Below are 15,477 nucleotides of genomic sequence, written 5' to 3'. Positions count from 1 at the left end.
GAACAACATTAGACCGTCTATGACAGATGGCTATGACTGTTATCAAAATGCTTTAGCTGAACGCGTTAATGGCATTTTAAAGGATGAGTTTTTAATTCATCAGTGTAATACGTTAGATGAGCTAAGAGTGCTCGTTGATGAGTCGGTTTATATTTATAATCATATGAGACCGCATTTAAGTTTGAATATGAGAACGCCTTTCGAGTTTCATCAAAGTTATGGGTGTTCTGCATAGAAAAAACCAGATACACGGGGTATCTGGCTTGTTTTAAATCATCAACCTATTTTAGGACGAGACATATAAAGTTAAAAGGCAGGCTTAATGTTATTTACGTTTGTTAACGTGGACTATCATTGCCGGTCATACTTATTCACTCTTTTTTTATGTTAATATACTTGTCATAGGCAGCGACCTTGCTTGCTTAAACACTCTAAATGACACATTGTGAAAATATAATAGGCGTCATTGAGTCTTTATTTAACGCTCAATGTCTTAGATGTGACCTCATTTATTTATGTTATAAACAGCCGCAGCGCTTGTAAAAGGTTGATACTGTCTCGATTATCAATGTATAGATTGATATTAACGAGCAGACGCTATCCCTATTTAACAGTTAGTATTTAACTAAATAACAAGCAGTAAGCTAAGCGATAAATAGTCAGTACCTAAGCAGGTTAAGCAAGTAAGTAAGTGATTTATTAACAATCAAGCATAACGCTTAACCCTATTCTATAAGCAAGACTCACATTTCGACTCAATTAAAATATAAATAACTTATACGGTATTCTATGACCTGGAACGATCCAAACGCACAACAAGAAGCTCAAAACTACGACAATCCTATCCCAAGCCGTTTGCTTATTTTGCAAACCTTAGCGGATAAGGGTGAGCTGACTCACAAGCAATTAGCCGAATCTTTTGGCATCACCAATGAAGATCAGTTTGATGCCTTAGGTAATCGCTTAAAAGCGATGGTACGCGATGGCCAAGTCAATCGCGACGGCAGACCTTATAAATATCGTGCTGTAACCAAACAAGATGTGGTTAATGGTACGGTTTCTGCACATGCCAAAGGTTTCGGCTTTGTGGTGCTAGATGATATGCCAGACTTGTTTTTACATGAAAAGCAAATGCGCTGGGTATTTAATGGCGACACTGTCGATGCGATTGGTACTTCAACCGATAATCGTGGCCGTACAGAAGGCCGTATTATCGAAGTGACCGACCGTCAACAGACCCATTTTATTGGCACACTTGAAAAAGACGACGAAGGTTACACCGTCAGTCTAGCCAGTCCAAATAACCATCAACCAATTACCGTGACTGAAGCCAACGTTAAGGCCATGAATGCCAAACTTGGTGTCCCAGTAAAAGTTGATATTATTGATTGGCCAAACCAGCACGAATTTGCTACTGGTAAAATTGTTGAAGTAATGGATGACGATAACGACCGTGAGGTTATTATCGAGACCACCTTGCTTAACTACGATATCCCAAGCGAATTTGGTGCAGCGGTACTAAAGCAAGCCAACAGCTATAAGGAGCCGACCGAAAAAGACGTCAAAGGCCGTACAGATATTCGTGACCTACCAATGGTTACCATTGATGGCGAAGATTCACGTGACTTTGACGATGCGGTATTCGCTGAAAAACGCTCGGGCGGTAACTACCGTGTGGTCGTTGCAATCGCAGATGTCAGCCATTATGTGACACCTAATTCAGCGCTTGACCATGAAGCCTTTGAGCGTGGTACCTCTGTTTACTTCCCGCATCACGTGGTTCCGATGCTACCAGAAGTACTATCAAATGGCCTGTGCTCGTTAAACCCAGGTGTTGACCGTTTATGTATGGTGGCAGATATCAAACTGTCGCGTGCCGGCAATATCACTGGTTATGAGTTCTATCCATCAGTGATGCATTCGCAAGCACGTCTGACCTACAATCAAGTAAACGATTACTTTGATAGTAATAAAGAAGGCGTTCCTGAATCGTTAACCGACAATAAAGACGTTAAGAAGTCTGTCGATACCATGCATCAGTTATATAAAGTGCTGGTGAAAAAACGCGAACAGCGCAATGCGATGGAGTTTGAGACGCCTGAGACTTATATCAAGTTTAACGAAGAAGGTGGCATTGAGGCTATCGTACCGCGTACTCGTGGCGATTCACACAAACTGATTGAAGAGTTAATGCTACTTGCCAACACTTGTGCGGCTAACTTTGCATTAAAAGAAGAGCTGCCGGTACTGTATCGTAACCATGATAAGCCTAATACCGAAAAGTCGAGCATGATTCATGAGTATGCCAAAAACTTTGGTATCGCTTTCCCAGAAGAAAGCCCGACTCAAGCGGATTACAAGCGTATTATCGAAGCGACAAAAGATCGTCCAGATGCGGTGAGTATTCACAGTATGCTACTGCGTTCTATGATGCAGGCTAACTACTCGCCTGATAACATCGGTCACTTTGGTTTGGCTTACGACGAGTATTCACACTTTACCTCACCGATTCGCCGCTATCCTGACTTAATGCTGCATCGTGCGATTAAAGCAAAAGTCACTGGTAAAAAACAGCCAGAGATGGACTTTACGCTAGAAGAGGCCGGTCAGCAAACCTCAGATACCGAGCGCCGTGCCGAAAAAGCCTCTCGCTTTGTTGAAAGCTGGCTGAAGTGTCATTATATGAAAGACCACGTTGGTGAAGAGTTTGATGGTGTCGTCACCGCAGTGACCAGCTTTGGCCTGTTTATTAACCTAACTGAACTGTTTATTGATGGTTTGGTGCATATATCAAACGTCGGTAATGATTACTTCGTTTATGATGAGAAGCAGCAGCAGTTGATTGGTAAAGACAAAGGTAACTTATACGGCTTAGGCGACTTAGTACGTATTAAAGTAGCCGGCGTTAATATGGACTTGTTACAAATTGACTTTGATTTAATCGCTAAGCTAAAAGCCAGCGCCATGAATCAAACTAAAAAAGAGGGTAAGGCCAAACCTGCAAATCAAAGCAAAGTGGGTGATGAGAAGAAACCAACTCGTCGCCATAACAGCCGCAGTAAAAGCAAACCGAAACCTAAAAGCTAATAATTGATTATTGGCTCAGTTTAAAGTTAGTTGTGAACTGTTATCTTATTTAATCAGTCACCTTAACTAACTGAGTCATCAATACCTTGAAACCCAAAGCTGTTTAGCCCTGCTAAGCAGCTTTTCTTTTGCCCTAATATTTTTGCCATAATTATAGGGTTTTAAATAAATACCAAATCTTGACATTAATATGAAAACTGTGGGCAACACCGAGAGATATTATAACGTTCTATATTTTTACCAATTATCATTATTATAGGGCTACATATTTAAATATTAGCTTATAAAACAATAACTTAATCACAACCTTATACCTAGTATGATGTCCACAAGAATAGTGTTAGAATAATAGTTAGGTAGACAAGTTGCTACTTATTCGTTATCAAATTCAATCAATGACAATGATGTTAGTCATAACGTTGAATTTAGTTATGAGATTAGTTTACGTCTCCATAAGTAAATTAACAGATAGGGCTCAGGTCGCCTACGTTACATTCAGTGTTTAAATAAATAATATTTTAATAAATACTGTTTTATTAATAAGAAAATTAACCATAAAAAGGAATTATATAATGACAGTTGCTAAGAATATTGAAGTCAGCAGTACCTCAACCAAAAGCTTTGAAGATGCCATTCAAAAAGGTATCGCACAAGTTTCTAAAACAGTAAATAGCGTCCAAGGCGCTTGGGTCAAAGAACAAAAAGTCGGTGTATCTGATGGTAATATCAGCTCATACCATGTAATCATGATTGTTAGTTTTGTGATCGATGGCAGTGAAGATATGGGTTAACCCCTTACTTTGAACCTTTTTATTGTATAAAAAAGAAGAGAAAATACCGCTATCTTAGATAGCGGTATTTTTTGTTTATTCTCTTCTTCTAGGTTAGCGTTAACTCGGCACTGATGGGCAAATGGTCAGACAATCCAGACCACGGTTTGCCCTTATGTACCCAAGCACGTTTTACCTTTAAGTTACGCACGTAAATACGGTCTAAACTCAGTACAGGTAGTTTAGCAGGAAAGGTGGGGAGCAACTTATTGTGCTGGTCCATAAAGGCTTCGGTCATATTTAGCTCTTTAGCGAGCTTTTGACAGGATACCTTCTTCCAGTCATTAAAGTCACCAGCTAATATCAAAGGTCGATTCTGATCGATGGTTTCATTAACATAGGTAGCAATGGCATCGTATTGCTTTTGTCGATCATTCTCTAGCAAATTTAGGTGAGCGCATAAAATAATGATTGTCTCATCCCAGCCTTCTGGATGTACTTCACAATGCAATACACCACGCTTCTCAAGCTTATTAACGGTGATATTAATATTATGCTTTGGGTCAAGTGGATGACGGCTTAATACCGCATTGCCGTGATGCCCATTATCATATTCAGAGTTCTTCCCATAGCTGTGATCAAGATTTAAATATTCACCAAACCACTCATGCTGCGACTGATTCGGGTATTCGTTGTACTTGATCATACGCTTCAAGTTTTGACCCTGCACTTCTTGTAGACACAAAATATCTGGGTTTAGCTCACGTAACGCCTCCCCTATCTTTTTGGTCACAACTTGTCTATTTAGCGGCGACATACCCTTATGGATGTTATAGCTTGTCAGAACAATACTGCTTTTTTGACTCATTATAGGCACACTGTTATTGATGAGATATGGTCGATATTATACTAGAGTAAAACACCTTTGACTGTACTCAGCATAGCGTAAGTAGATGTCTATCTGATTAAAGTATAGATGCTCGAATACTAAAAGCTTAAATATATAAGCAAATATATAAGATTAAACCGATAAAAAAGCACTGGCCAATGACTTGACCAGTGCTTTTAACATCTTCATTAAAAGATACTCAGCAAATAGACCATTCTAGATTAGTAGCGGGTTACTAAAGCGATTGGCTGATCTTCACCCAACGTCTCTATTGTTAAGAATACAACATCACCGCCATTATGCATAACAAGCTCAATGATTTCACCAACCGCATCATCGGTTACGCCGTCTGCTGCAGGGTCGTCTGCTAATTCTAGCGTTTGCGCTTTGGCATCTATTTTTGCAGGTTGGATATAACCTTTACGTACATATAAGGTCTCGCCAGCACCTTGGAAAGCTGCTTTATAAATTTCTTGCAAGTCAGTACGTACTAAATCTGCACCACGTGCCTGTTCAATTTTACCCAGTGCTTCTTCATGCAAGCTGCTGCGATAGCCTTCGATAGCTTCTTGTACGCCATCAATAATATGCTGTGCTGAACCATTTTCTAAATCAGTAATGTGGTCAACAGTCGCAATAATATTGTCAGGACGGTCACACACTTCTTTGTAGAAGCTGATATTACGCGCATCACCGACAATCACTAATGGCATTTTATGATCGCCCCATAGCTCTTGCACGCTCTTATCCACACGGTTTAAGAACTCTTTTAGATAGTTATCTTCATTCGATGCATTCGAACGAGCTGCACCACTTGATGTATGCAATGTCGTGTTTTCAATAGGGAATGGAATATGATCCATATGATTTTGTGCATCGTCGTTTTTATCAAACTCAAGCACAACACGATCGTTTGATGCTTCGATTAGACGAGCATGCTCACGAGTAATGACAACAGTATAGTAATGTACTGCACTTGCCATATCACGTACTAAGTCACGTGTGGCGAAATGTTCACCAAGAATCACACGCTCTTCAGTATCTAGTGGTAAACGGATTACCTTAACGTCATCAGTGCTAGCAAAAATCGCTAACGTATCCAAATTGTAATTATGATCCAGCTCATCCGTTTCGGCATGGATTTTTTCTAGAATAGTCGCCGCAGTGCGCTTGTCATATTCGTTAGTAATGCGCTCTTCTGCCACTTTTAATTGGTTTTTTAGAGCAATGTGGTCTTTCTCATTGGCAGGATGCTCGCGGTGAGTTTTAACAAAGATACTAACCGCTGGATTTGCTGTGGTTTCACGTAAACTCTTTAGTGTCGCTTTCATAAATAGTCCTTACTTATACTTAATGAATTTTTATAATTAAACAGTACTGAATAACGTACTTATACTGGATAATCGTGTTAAAAATAATCTGGCTTATAAAACAACCATGTCACCGATTTCTGCCGTTATATCTTTTATAATGTGATTTATAGTTATGCAATCGATTTAAATATGGCAACCCATTCGGATTTAAAACCAGATATAAAAATCTACTGCTTTAATTATTGTTATTAAATCCCTTAAGCGGCATCTTCAAGCAGGTGACATAATCTAGTTTCATAATTTCAGAGTAACAACCCGAGTCAATGAAGACTATACGGGCTTTGTAAATAATGTAATTACTCTTCGTGCCTTGTTCCTGTTGTGTAACCACTTCTGCTAAACCGAAACCTTATAGCCAATTTAGGTTACCTGTATTCACAAAATCTCTGATACTAACTGCACGCTACTGAAGATTATCTGGTCGTTATTCTCAAGCATGCGCCTAACTTGTAATCTGTCATGATAGGCACAATAGTTATACTATTAACTTATAAATAACAAGCATCCTATAACGACAATTGGTTCAAATCGTCAGTACTGAGCATTTCATCTTTCATTGAATATTAGGAAAATAATTATGCAAAATTCGTCTACCTCTATACTAGATAATAATTTACATCTTGTTGATTTCTCTAGCGTGACCCCTGAGCAGTTACGTGCGCTGGTGACTGCAGCAATAGATAAAGGCAACCAGTTTTTAGATGACTTAGACAATGCCGACAATCATGTTGATAGCACGCAAGCACTGACAAATATCATTGAATTTGATCACATCGGTCTAGAATTAGACCGCAGCTGGGGCGTTTTATCTCATTTAAATAGCGTGATGAGTAATGATGAGATTCGTCATGTTCATCATGAACTACTGCCATTATTATCGGCTTTTGGTACTCGTGTTGGTCAGCACAAGCCCCTGTATCAGCACTATCAAGCTGTAAAAAAGGATGCTTCAGTATTTAATTCATTAGAAACTGCGCGTCAGCGTGCAATTGAGCTTGCTATGCAGAGTTTCGAGTTATCGGGTGTGGCACTACCCACTGACAAACAAGCCACCTATGCAGACATACAAAGTCAATTGTCGACCTTATCTGCTAAATTCTCTGACAATATCTTAGATGCCACCCAAGCGTTTGCATTACCGTTAACAGATGAGCAGTTATCTGGTATTACAGACAGTGGCCTTGCCATGCTACAAGCCGCCGGTGAGCAATATAAAGCCAAACAGACAGAGGCTGATTCAGCCGATAAACAAGATGACGGTAAGCCGTTATATGTGGCTACTTTAGATATCCCTGTTTATTTGGCCGTCATGACTCATGCGGATGACCGCAAACTGCGTGAGACTTTATATAAGGCATATGTCACTCGCGCTTCAGAATTTGACGAACACAAAAACGCCAAAGGTGAGTCACTAGACAATAGTGAGGGGATGGCGAAGATATTAGAGCTGCGCACCCAAAAAGCAGATCTACTTGGTTTTAATAATTATGCAGAAGTCTCGCTATCTCGTAAAATGGCAGACAGTGCTGAGCAAGTTGAAACTTTCTTACGTAATCTAGCCGATAAAGCCACACCAGCAGCACAGCGTGATGTAGCACAGCTTAAAGAGGAGGCGCGCAATCAAGGTGTTGATGACATTAAACCTTGGGATACCGCTTATCTGGCTGAAAAAGTAAAACAAGCCAAGTTCAAGCTGTCGCAAGAAGAGATCCGCCCTTACTTCCCATTGCCTAAAGTGATCGACGGACTGTTTACTATTGTTAATAAATTATTTGGTGTCCGTGCCGAAGAGAAAACCGATCAAGTTGCGTTATGGCACGATGATGTTCGCTTCTATCAGCTATTTGATACTAACAAAGACGGTGAAGACAGCTTAATTGGTGGCTTCTATTTTGACTTATATGCGCGTAGTGGCAAACGTGGCGGCGCTTGGATGAGCGGCTTCCAGTCACGATACACCTATACAGGTAATAGCTCTGAAGCTTACTCGCAATTGCCTGTATGCTTTATGGTTGGTAACTTCACACCACCAAATGGCGATAAACCAAGCTTATTGACTCACGATGAAGTATTGACCTTGTTCCATGAGTTTGGTCATGGTCTGCACCACTTATTAACCAAAGTGAGCGTCAATGATGTTGCTGGTGTGAATGGTGTTGAGTGGGATGCCGTTGAGCTGCCCAGTCAGTTCTTGGAGAACTGGGCATGGGATTCAGAAGGCATTAATCTAATCAGCGCTCATGTAGACACGGGCGAGCCGTTACCGAAGTCTCAGCTTGACGCCCTACTCGCTGCCAAAAACTTCCAAAGCGGTATGCAAACTCTACGTCAAATTGAGTTTGCTCTGTTTGATTTACTGATTCATGCGACCACACCTGCCCCTGACTACCAAGGCATCTTATCGACCTTAGACGAGGTCCGCAGCGATGTTGCTGTCATGGAAACACCAGATTACAACCGCTTTGCCAACGGCTTTAGCCACATCTTCGCGGGTGGTTATGCGGCAGGATATTACTCTTATAAGTGGGCAGAATTGCTGTCAGCCGATGCCTTTAGTCGCTTTGAAGAAGAAGGCGTATTTAATCCACAAACAGGGAAAGACTTCCGCGAAAGCATCCTAGCCGTCGGTGGTAGTCTACCTGCTAAAACGAACTTTGAGGCTTTCCGTGGCCGTGAAGCCAGCATTGATGCCTTACTTCGCCATGGCGGCTTTGTCGATGCAGACGAGGTGGCTTGATATGCGTTATCAATCAACCCGTCCTAGACGACAGTTTCTGGCTGGTGTAAGCTGCCCTAAGTGTCAGACGATGGATGCGGTGGTTCAGGTACGCATCTTTGAGCCTGAAGAGGATGAATATATCGAGTGCACTCAGTGTGGTCATATCGAGCGTCGGCCTGACCCTGAAGAGATTCAGGAAAAGAATGCATTAGCCAATGACGCAATGAGTACCGGTACGCAGGGTACGGTTAAATTCTTAAAATAAACCTCTAACTAGTATCTAAAAGAGTTGGGCTACTTATCGTATTAGCCCAATTTTTTTGACTCAAAAAAATGCGCCCAAATTGGGCGCATTTTATATTACTAATTTACGTGTAAGCCATTAAAGCCTATTACTCAGCAGAGCCACCTTGTTGCTCAACACCTTTCATGGTCAATTTGATACGACCACGGTTGTCAACGTCTTGTACCAATACGTTGATTTCTTGACCTTCGCTTAGGTAGTCAGAGACATTCTCAACACGCTCATCAGCGATCTGTGATATATGTACTAAGCCGTCAGTACCTGGTAATACAGTGACGAATGCACCGAAGTCTACAACACGAGCGACCGTACCTTTGTATACTTTACCCACTTCAACTTCAGCTGTTAACGCTTCAATCTGACGGATAGCTTCTTTAGTCGCTGCTTTGTTTTCACCAAAGATACGAATTGTACCAGTATCATCGATATCGATAACTGCACCGGTATCTTCAGTTAGCTGACGAATGGTTGCGCCGCCTTTACCGATAACATCTCGAATCTTGTCTGAATTAATTTCCATGACCGCATAGTTTGGCGCGTGTGCGTTGATTTCAGTACGGCTAGCAGGTAATACTTCGTTCATTGCGTTTAAGATATGGATACGGCCGGCATGAGCTTGCTCAAGTGCTTTTTCCATGATATCAGGGGTGATACCTTCGATCTTGATATCCATCTGTAGTGCAGTGATACCATCTTTAGAGCCGGCGACTTTAAAGTCCATGTCGCCTAAGTGATCTTCATCACCTAAGATATCTGATAATACAGCGAAACGATCGCCTTCTTTAACCAGACCCATCGCAATACCAGCAACTGGCGCTTTCATTGGTACACCAGCGTCCATTAACGCTAAGCTTGCACCACAAACTGAAGCCATTGATGATGAACCATTTGATTCAGTAATCTCTGATACTACACGAATAACATATGGGAAGCGGTCGCTATCTGGAAGCATGGCTTGTACACCACGGCGAGCCAGACGGCCATGACCGATTTCACGACGTTTTGGCACACCTTCACGGCCCGTTTCGCCTACTGAGAAGTGTGGGAAGTTGTAATGCAGCATGAAGTGGTCTTGAATCGTACCCGCTAGCGAGTCAATTAAGTTCACATCACGTGAGTTACCTAACGTTGTGGTTACTAACGCCTGAGTTTCACCGCGAGTGAATAGCGCTGAGCCATGCGTGTAAGGTAGTACACCTACTTGGATATCAAGTGCACGAACGGTATCTAGGTCACGGCCGTCAATACGCGGCTTACCTGATAAAATCGCATCACGAACGGTACGGTATTTAAGATCGTTGTAAATGTCCTTGATTTGAGCTTCTTTTTCAGAGAACTCTTCAGCTTCTGGATCACCGGCTAATGCTTCGATAGCAGCCGCTTTAATTTCATCAAGCTTCTCATAACGGTCTTGCTTATCTCCAATTGAGTACGCTTCAGCAACTTGCTCACCAAACTGTGATGTTACTTTTTCTTTTAGCTCAGCATCAAGCTGTGGCGCTTCAAATTCTTGCTTTTCAGTACCCACTGCTTTGGCCAGCTCGATAATGTTATCGATAACAATCTGTTGCTGCTCATGACCATATAGTACAGCGCCTAGCATCTGATCTTCTGACAGCTCAGCCGCTTCTGACTCAACCATTAATACTGCAGACTTCGTACCCGCTACGATTAAGTCTAGGTCACTCTTCTCTAACTCTTCGATTGATGGGTTAAGTACATACTCACCATTGATGAAACCAACACGAGCACCACCAACTGGGCCATTAAATGGCGCACTTGAGATAGCCAATGCTGCTGAAGCACCAATCATCGCTGCGATGTCAGCATAGTGCTTTTTATCACTTGAGATAACGGTGGCTGTGATTTGAACTTCGTTCACATAACCTTCAGGGAATAACGGACGAATTGGGCGGTCAATCAAACGTGACGTTAGCGTTTCAAATTCTGTTGGACGGCCTTCACGCTTACCATACGCACCAGGGATTTTACCTGCAGCGTACATTTTTTCTTGATAGTTAACCGTTAGCGGAAAGAAGTTTTGACCTTCTTTGGCTTCAGGTTTAACAACCGCTGCAACCAATACAGATACGCCGCCCATGTGAACCAATACTGAGTTTGCTTGACGGGCAATACGACCGGTTTCGATAACAACCTGTTCGTTGCCATACTGGAATTCGCGAGAAATGGTATTAAACATTGACATTAATTTTTCCTATTTTTTATAAATTACTGATACGAATGAGTTAATTCGTCTATTGAGACATTTTTTCAGCCTCTAACGTTTATATAGTTATGCTCATATTCAAGGCTATTAAACCACACAAACGTTAGAAGCCTGCCATTCTCAATAAGACGTGTGCTTATTTTACAGGGATTTAGCATACTTGACCAATAAAAGTCTGTTTAGGCGTCTTGAATGATCTGCCAAGCACCTCTCTTTGACTTGCATTAGCTAATCATTCGACTACGAATAGTAAACCCCATACATACAAAAAAACGGCGTGAAATATTCACACCGTTTCTTTTTTTACCAAGGCATGAGCGCTTTGATTTTAGATGATTGTTGAATCATACATTGTGTATAACCCCACCATAAACATCTAAAATTAACGACGCAAGCCTAATTCGCTAATTAGTGACGCATAACGTGGTAAATCTTTTCTTTTTAAGTAATCTAACAGTTTACGACGTTGGTTTACCATACGGATAAGACCACGACGACTATGGTGATCAGCTTTATGAGCTTTAAAGTGATCTTGTAGATCGTTGATACGCGCAGTTAATAGAGCAACTTGTACTTCTGGTGAACCCGTGTCGCCAGGGGCACGTTGGTATTGAGCGATAATCTGTTGACGATCAGTGTTAGTTAACATAACTTTCTCCTGCAATGCATTGCTAATATCAGTCAGTTTTATTGGGGACATCCCTGCATTACTAGAGATGACCTAAAAAAATGACTGGGTAAGCGTATGATTATAACAAAAAACTACCCAAAGTTGGGTAGTTTTTTATCTAAATTGATAAATAATCTATTTTAGTTAAGTTAATCATTTTGACTCCTATAAATGAATCAAAAATCTCTTAAACTAAACTTGATAACAATTATCTATCTCTTATTTGTCAGCATCATCTTCTGTAGCATGACCGCCTAGTGCGTCGTCATCTAGTGCCGCAGTTGTGGCTTCTGCCAAACTGTCTGGCGTTTCATACTCTTCTAAAGATGTATCAATCGCTTCGCCTTCTGGCGTCTTTTTAGGATCATTACTCATTATAATCTTCAAGTTAAGTCAAGTTAAGTATTGATGAGACGATATCTAGGCTCACGCAAGGTAATACGCTAACATATTAACCCATTATTTAGACTGAGATTGCTCTAGGTTATCAGCGATACCTTCTGCGGCTGCCTCTTCGTCTTTATCTTTATTATTACCTAAATTGCCTTCCACTTGGTTTTTTAGACCAGCAATTTCAGCGTCTGACTGTTGTTGTTCATAGCTTTTATCGTTTGACATAATCATTTCCTCATAAAGTAAATTAAAATACGATGATTGTAAAACAGCTTTAAACATCATCTTAGTGATACAAATAGTATAATTATTAAAACCACTTATTAAATCTAACATTTATTAATATAGTTTGACGTTAGATTTTGTATTAGAGCATTATACTCACGGTTAAATTACTAAAATACCGTCTTGATAATTCTTGATAATGGAGCTGCATAATAACTAATTATGATATTATGATAATGCTTTATCAATAGCGTTCACAAAGGCTTCGATATCATTAGGATTACGTGAGGTAATTATCACCCCATCTTGCTGAACTTCTTTATCAACGTAAGTACCGCCAGCATTATTGATATCCGTTTCCAAACTAGGATAAGAGGTTAATGTTTTACCTTTAACTAAGCCGGTATTTACTAATAGCCAAGGCGCATGGCAAATGGCAGCAACGGTTTTATCCGCATCATAAAACTTCTTCACAAAGCTTTGTGCGTCCTTATTCTGACGAATAGTGTCGGCATTGACAGTACCACCTGGTAGAACAATCGCATCGTAATCATCAGCATTTGCTTCGCTCAGGAATAAATCAGCGTCATAGGTTTTTACCTTTTCAACATCACCTTTCATCGCTTGGACGTTTTTGCTGTCGTTGGTAGTTATTAACGTGGTGTCATAACCTTTATCTTTTAACAGACGAGCGACTTCCACATATTCTGCTTCTTCGAAATACGAGCTTAATAAAAATGCAATCTTCTTACTCATGGTAATCTCCCTTAGTATGGGTAATAAATGTGAAATTTAATTCTAAATCATCGTTTTTATTTTTTATAATGCACTTGTAGTCATTATCTTGGCCGCTATTTATTATGTAATCGGCACTTTTATTATTAATTATTGGTGTCAGTAAATGATGCCCCTCTTTTTCCATTTTTATTATTATTTATCGTTGGTTCTTCTATTTATTATTATTAATATGCTAATTAATATTCAGCTAATGTTTTAGTTATTCAAATTTATTATTAATTATTGAAATAATATTCTTAGGGTTTTATTTTTTTATTTTTATAATTGGTCATATATTCAATGACTTAAGGCATCGTCCTGATTGATTAAGCTTAGAATACAAGCTTAAACCCATCTGCAATAGATAACAGTTGCAAGGAAATGTGTGGGATTGTGAATTGTGTTTAACCTGCGTAACTTCAAAAACTCATATCGATAAGCACAAAAAACCCAAGTCACCATTACGATAATGACTTGGGCTCAATAATAAAAATAAGGCAATGAGATAAGCTTTCTTAAAGGTTTCGCAATTGATATTTGCTAGCCGTTTTATTTAACGCTGAATCATCTTCTTAGGTTGCAAACGTCCTGTCGGTTCAAGTTTACCTAGCCCTAAAAACTCTCCTGCGCTGTTAACCAGCCTAATATCATAGGTATTGTCAGCGCTATCATATGAAGAATGGTCAGAACGCAAATAATCAGATAGTGACTCGTCTAATTGTTCTTTAACATTGAGGCGCTGCCCCATATGCAGTCGCTCGCATTGACTATCAGAAACTGTTAATAGCGGCACACCGCTGATACAAGCATCGATACTTAATAGCTGAGCCATACGCTGCTCATGAGACAGGGCTTCAAGCTCATCTAGATTAATAGAGTCTGCAATATCAAAATGACCCACTTGAGTACGGCGCAGCGCCACTAAATGACCCAAAGTGCCTAGCGCTACGGCGATATCTTCTCCCAAAACACGTACGTAAGTGCCCTTTGAGCAAGTGACATTTAAAATCAGCTCATCTTGTGAGTCAGCGACCTTTAAATCCAGCGCCTTGATGGTAATAGGACGTGCAGGGCGGTCTATTTCAATACCCTTACGAGCATATTCATACAGCTTCTTACCGTCTTTTTTGAGCGCAGAGTACATAGGCGGGGTTTGCTTTATGTCACCCATAAACTGAGTGGTGACCGTATCAAGCATTTGCCGAGTGATAACAGGAACCGTTTTTTCAGTGATACTCTGCCCTTCTGCATCACCCGTATCGGTTTGAATACCAAGCTTAACCACCGCCTGATAAGACTTATCGGCATCCAGCTGATAATGACTGAACTTGGTCGCTTCACCTAGGCAAATAGGTAGTAAGCCAGTCGCCATAGGATCTAGCGTGCCGGTATGTCCTGCTTTTTTGCTATCGTGCAATGGCGACTTAAGTAGGTATTTGACCTTAGAGACCACTTGCTGCGAGGTCAGCCCCTTTGGCTTATCAATCAACATAACCCCAGAAACTCGAGTTTTCTGCGGCTTATTTTGAGAAGGCCGAGCGGTGGCTGACTGGTTATCTAGGCTCATCATATCTACTCTAGTTACAAAGGGTTTAGATTATTCGCTGTCAGTTTTATCTGAGCTGATGTCCGTATCTACATCATTATCGTCAGCTGATGTCTCTTCTGTTTTAGTCACTGCTTGGTGAATCAAGTCCATCATATAGTTACCACGGGCAGTCACTTCATCATAATGGAAGCGTAGACGCGGCGTGGTACGAGTCTTTAGACGATGGCTTAGCTCAGTACGCAAGAAGCCTGCTGCTTTATTAAGCACTTTTAAGCTTTCTTCATGGTTGTGCTTGCTCATCGCATCATTAAGCTCAGGCTCCATGATGGTGACATACACATCAGCATAGCCCAAGTCAGAGCTAACTTTCACACTCGAGATGGTCACAAACCCAGTCAAACGAGGGTCATTAACATCATCACGGATAAGTACCGCAAGCTCGCGTTGAATTTGATCGCCCAATCGTTGCATACGTTGGTTCATGGTATTCTTCC

General features: G+C 40.8%; 14 protein-coding genes. 5 read left to right on the top strand and 9 right to left on the bottom strand.

Annotated elements, in window-relative coordinates; translation table 11 throughout:
- The 3 genes from AC2SLM_RS08925 to AC2SLM_RS08915 form a co-directional block, all read left to right on the top strand.
- Positions 1 to 235 (top strand): integrase core domain-containing protein (locus AC2SLM_RS08925; RefSeq protein WP_486551188.1); only part of this gene is annotated, 235 nt, incomplete at its 5' end.
- Positions 236 to 789: 554 nt separating this feature from the next.
- Entirely contained in the window at positions 790 to 3,087 is a 2,298-nt protein-coding gene (gene rnr / locus AC2SLM_RS08920; protein WP_486553323.1) for a ribonuclease R, read from the top strand.
- A gap of 572 nt (positions 3,088 to 3,659) precedes the next feature.
- Positions 3,660 to 3,878, top strand: coding sequence for a dodecin family protein (locus AC2SLM_RS08915; RefSeq protein WP_486540109.1), 219 nt, complete (start codon positions 3,660 to 3,662; stop codon positions 3,876 to 3,878).
- 88 nt (positions 3,879 to 3,966) lie between these two features.
- On the opposite strand, the gene AC2SLM_RS08910 is transcribed toward AC2SLM_RS08915, so the two are convergent.
- Together AC2SLM_RS08910 and AC2SLM_RS08905 are read right to left on the bottom strand one after the other, a co-directional pair.
- Positions 3,967 to 4,725, bottom strand: a complete 759-nt coding sequence (locus AC2SLM_RS08910; protein WP_486553321.1) for an endonuclease/exonuclease/phosphatase family protein — start codon at positions 4,723 to 4,725, stop codon at positions 3,967 to 3,969.
- A gap of 242 nt (positions 4,726 to 4,967) precedes the next feature.
- Positions 4,968 to 6,077 (bottom strand): AOC03_06830 family ribosome hibernation factor, encoded by a 1,110-nt coding sequence (locus AC2SLM_RS08905; RefSeq protein WP_486553320.1) that lies wholly within the window; start codon positions 6,075 to 6,077, stop codon positions 4,968 to 4,970.
- A 619-nt stretch (positions 6,078 to 6,696) separates the two neighbouring features.
- Here AC2SLM_RS08905 and AC2SLM_RS08900 point away from each other — a divergent pair.
- Positions 6,697 to 8,856 carry a M3 family metallopeptidase gene (locus AC2SLM_RS08900; protein WP_486553318.1) on the top strand — a complete coding sequence of 720 codons (2,160 nt, stop codon included), beginning with the start codon at positions 6,697 to 6,699 and terminating at the stop codon, positions 8,854 to 8,856.
- Between the two features lies 1 nt (position 8,857).
- On the top strand, positions 8,858 to 9,103 hold the full coding sequence (locus AC2SLM_RS08895) for a YheV family putative metal-binding protein (RefSeq protein WP_486553316.1): 246 nt from the start codon (positions 8,858 to 8,860) through the stop codon (positions 9,101 to 9,103).
- Between the two features lie 127 nt (positions 9,104 to 9,230).
- Here AC2SLM_RS08895 and pnp read toward each other — a convergent pair whose 3' ends face one another.
- The 7 genes from pnp to AC2SLM_RS08860 all read right to left on the bottom strand — a co-directional run bounded on the left by pnp (position 9,231) and on the right by AC2SLM_RS08860 (position 15,466).
- The gene (gene pnp / locus AC2SLM_RS08890) at positions 9,231 to 11,348 is read right to left on the bottom strand and encodes a polyribonucleotide nucleotidyltransferase (RefSeq protein WP_486553315.1); all 2,118 of its coding nucleotides are present in this window, start codon (positions 11,346 to 11,348) and stop codon (positions 9,231 to 9,233) included.
- A 403-nt stretch (positions 11,349 to 11,751) separates the two neighbouring features.
- Positions 11,752 to 12,018 carry a 30S ribosomal protein S15 gene (gene rpsO / locus AC2SLM_RS08885; protein ID WP_486540097.1) on the bottom strand — a complete coding sequence of 89 codons (267 nt, stop codon included), beginning with the start codon at positions 12,016 to 12,018 and terminating at the stop codon, positions 11,752 to 11,754.
- 240 nt (positions 12,019 to 12,258) lie between these two features.
- Entirely contained in the window at positions 12,259 to 12,414 is a 156-nt protein-coding gene (locus AC2SLM_RS08880; protein ID WP_486553313.1) for a hypothetical protein, read from the bottom strand.
- Positions 12,415 to 12,498: 84 nt separating this feature from the next.
- Positions 12,499 to 12,657, bottom strand: a complete 159-nt coding sequence (locus AC2SLM_RS08875) for a hypothetical protein (RefSeq protein ID WP_486553312.1) — start codon at positions 12,655 to 12,657, stop codon at positions 12,499 to 12,501.
- Positions 12,658 to 12,885: 228 nt separating this feature from the next.
- On the bottom strand, positions 12,886 to 13,413 hold the full coding sequence (locus AC2SLM_RS08870; protein ID WP_486553310.1) for a type 1 glutamine amidotransferase domain-containing protein: 528 nt from the start codon (positions 13,411 to 13,413) through the stop codon (positions 12,886 to 12,888).
- A gap of 574 nt (positions 13,414 to 13,987) precedes the next feature.
- Entirely contained in the window at positions 13,988 to 15,001 is a 1,014-nt protein-coding gene (gene truB / locus AC2SLM_RS08865) for a tRNA pseudouridine(55) synthase TruB (protein ID WP_486553325.1), read from the bottom strand.
- 30 nt (positions 15,002 to 15,031) lie between these two features.
- Positions 15,032 to 15,466 carry a ribosome-binding factor A gene (locus AC2SLM_RS08860; protein ID WP_486553309.1) on the bottom strand — a complete coding sequence of 145 codons (435 nt, stop codon included), beginning with the start codon at positions 15,464 to 15,466 and terminating at the stop codon, positions 15,032 to 15,034.
- Between the last annotated feature and the right edge of the window lie 11 nt (positions 15,467 to 15,477).

It is taken from the genome of Psychrobacter sp. CX16 (assembly GCF_057396245.1).
The sequence above is the reverse complement of the archived record's forward strand: the minus strand, read 5'-3'. Positions and strand labels throughout refer to the sequence as shown.

Excerpts from the sequence above, each read along its gene's own strand:
- rnr (WP_486553323.1), top strand. The coding sequence starts at position 790 with ATGACCTGGAACGATCCAAACGCACAACAAGAAGCTCAAAACTACGAC.
- AC2SLM_RS08915 (WP_486540109.1), top strand. The coding sequence starts at position 3,660 with ATGACAGTTGCTAAGAATATTGAAGTCAGCAGTACCTCAACCAAAAGC.
- AC2SLM_RS08910 (WP_486553321.1), bottom strand. The coding sequence starts at position 4,725 with ATGAGTCAAAAAAGCAGTATTGTTCTGACAAGCTATAACATCCATAAG.
- AC2SLM_RS08905 (WP_486553320.1), bottom strand. The coding sequence starts at position 6,077 with ATGAAAGCGACACTAAAGAGTTTACGTGAAACCACAGCAAATCCAGCG.
- AC2SLM_RS08900 (WP_486553318.1), top strand. The coding sequence starts at position 6,697 with ATGCAAAATTCGTCTACCTCTATACTAGATAATAATTTACATCTTGTT.
- AC2SLM_RS08895 (WP_486553316.1), top strand. The coding sequence starts at position 8,858 with ATGCGTTATCAATCAACCCGTCCTAGACGACAGTTTCTGGCTGGTGTA.
- pnp (WP_486553315.1), bottom strand. The coding sequence starts at position 11,348 with ATGTCAATGTTTAATACCATTTCTCGCGAATTCCAGTATGGCAACGAA.
- rpsO (WP_486540097.1), bottom strand. The coding sequence starts at position 12,018 with ATGTTAACTAACACTGATCGTCAACAGATTATCGCTCAATACCAACGT.
- AC2SLM_RS08880 (WP_486553313.1), bottom strand. The coding sequence starts at position 12,414 with ATGAGTAATGATCCTAAAAAGACGCCAGAAGGCGAAGCGATTGATACA.
- AC2SLM_RS08875 (WP_486553312.1), bottom strand. The coding sequence starts at position 12,657 with ATGTCAAACGATAAAAGCTATGAACAACAACAGTCAGACGCTGAAATT.
- AC2SLM_RS08870 (WP_486553310.1), bottom strand. The coding sequence starts at position 13,413 with ATGAGTAAGAAGATTGCATTTTTATTAAGCTCGTATTTCGAAGAAGCA.
- truB (WP_486553325.1), bottom strand. The coding sequence starts at position 15,001 with ATGAGCCTAGATAACCAGTCAGCCACCGCTCGGCCTTCTCAAAATAAG.
- AC2SLM_RS08860 (WP_486553309.1), bottom strand. The coding sequence starts at position 15,466 with ATGAACCAACGTATGCAACGATTGGGCGATCAAATTCAACGCGAGCTT.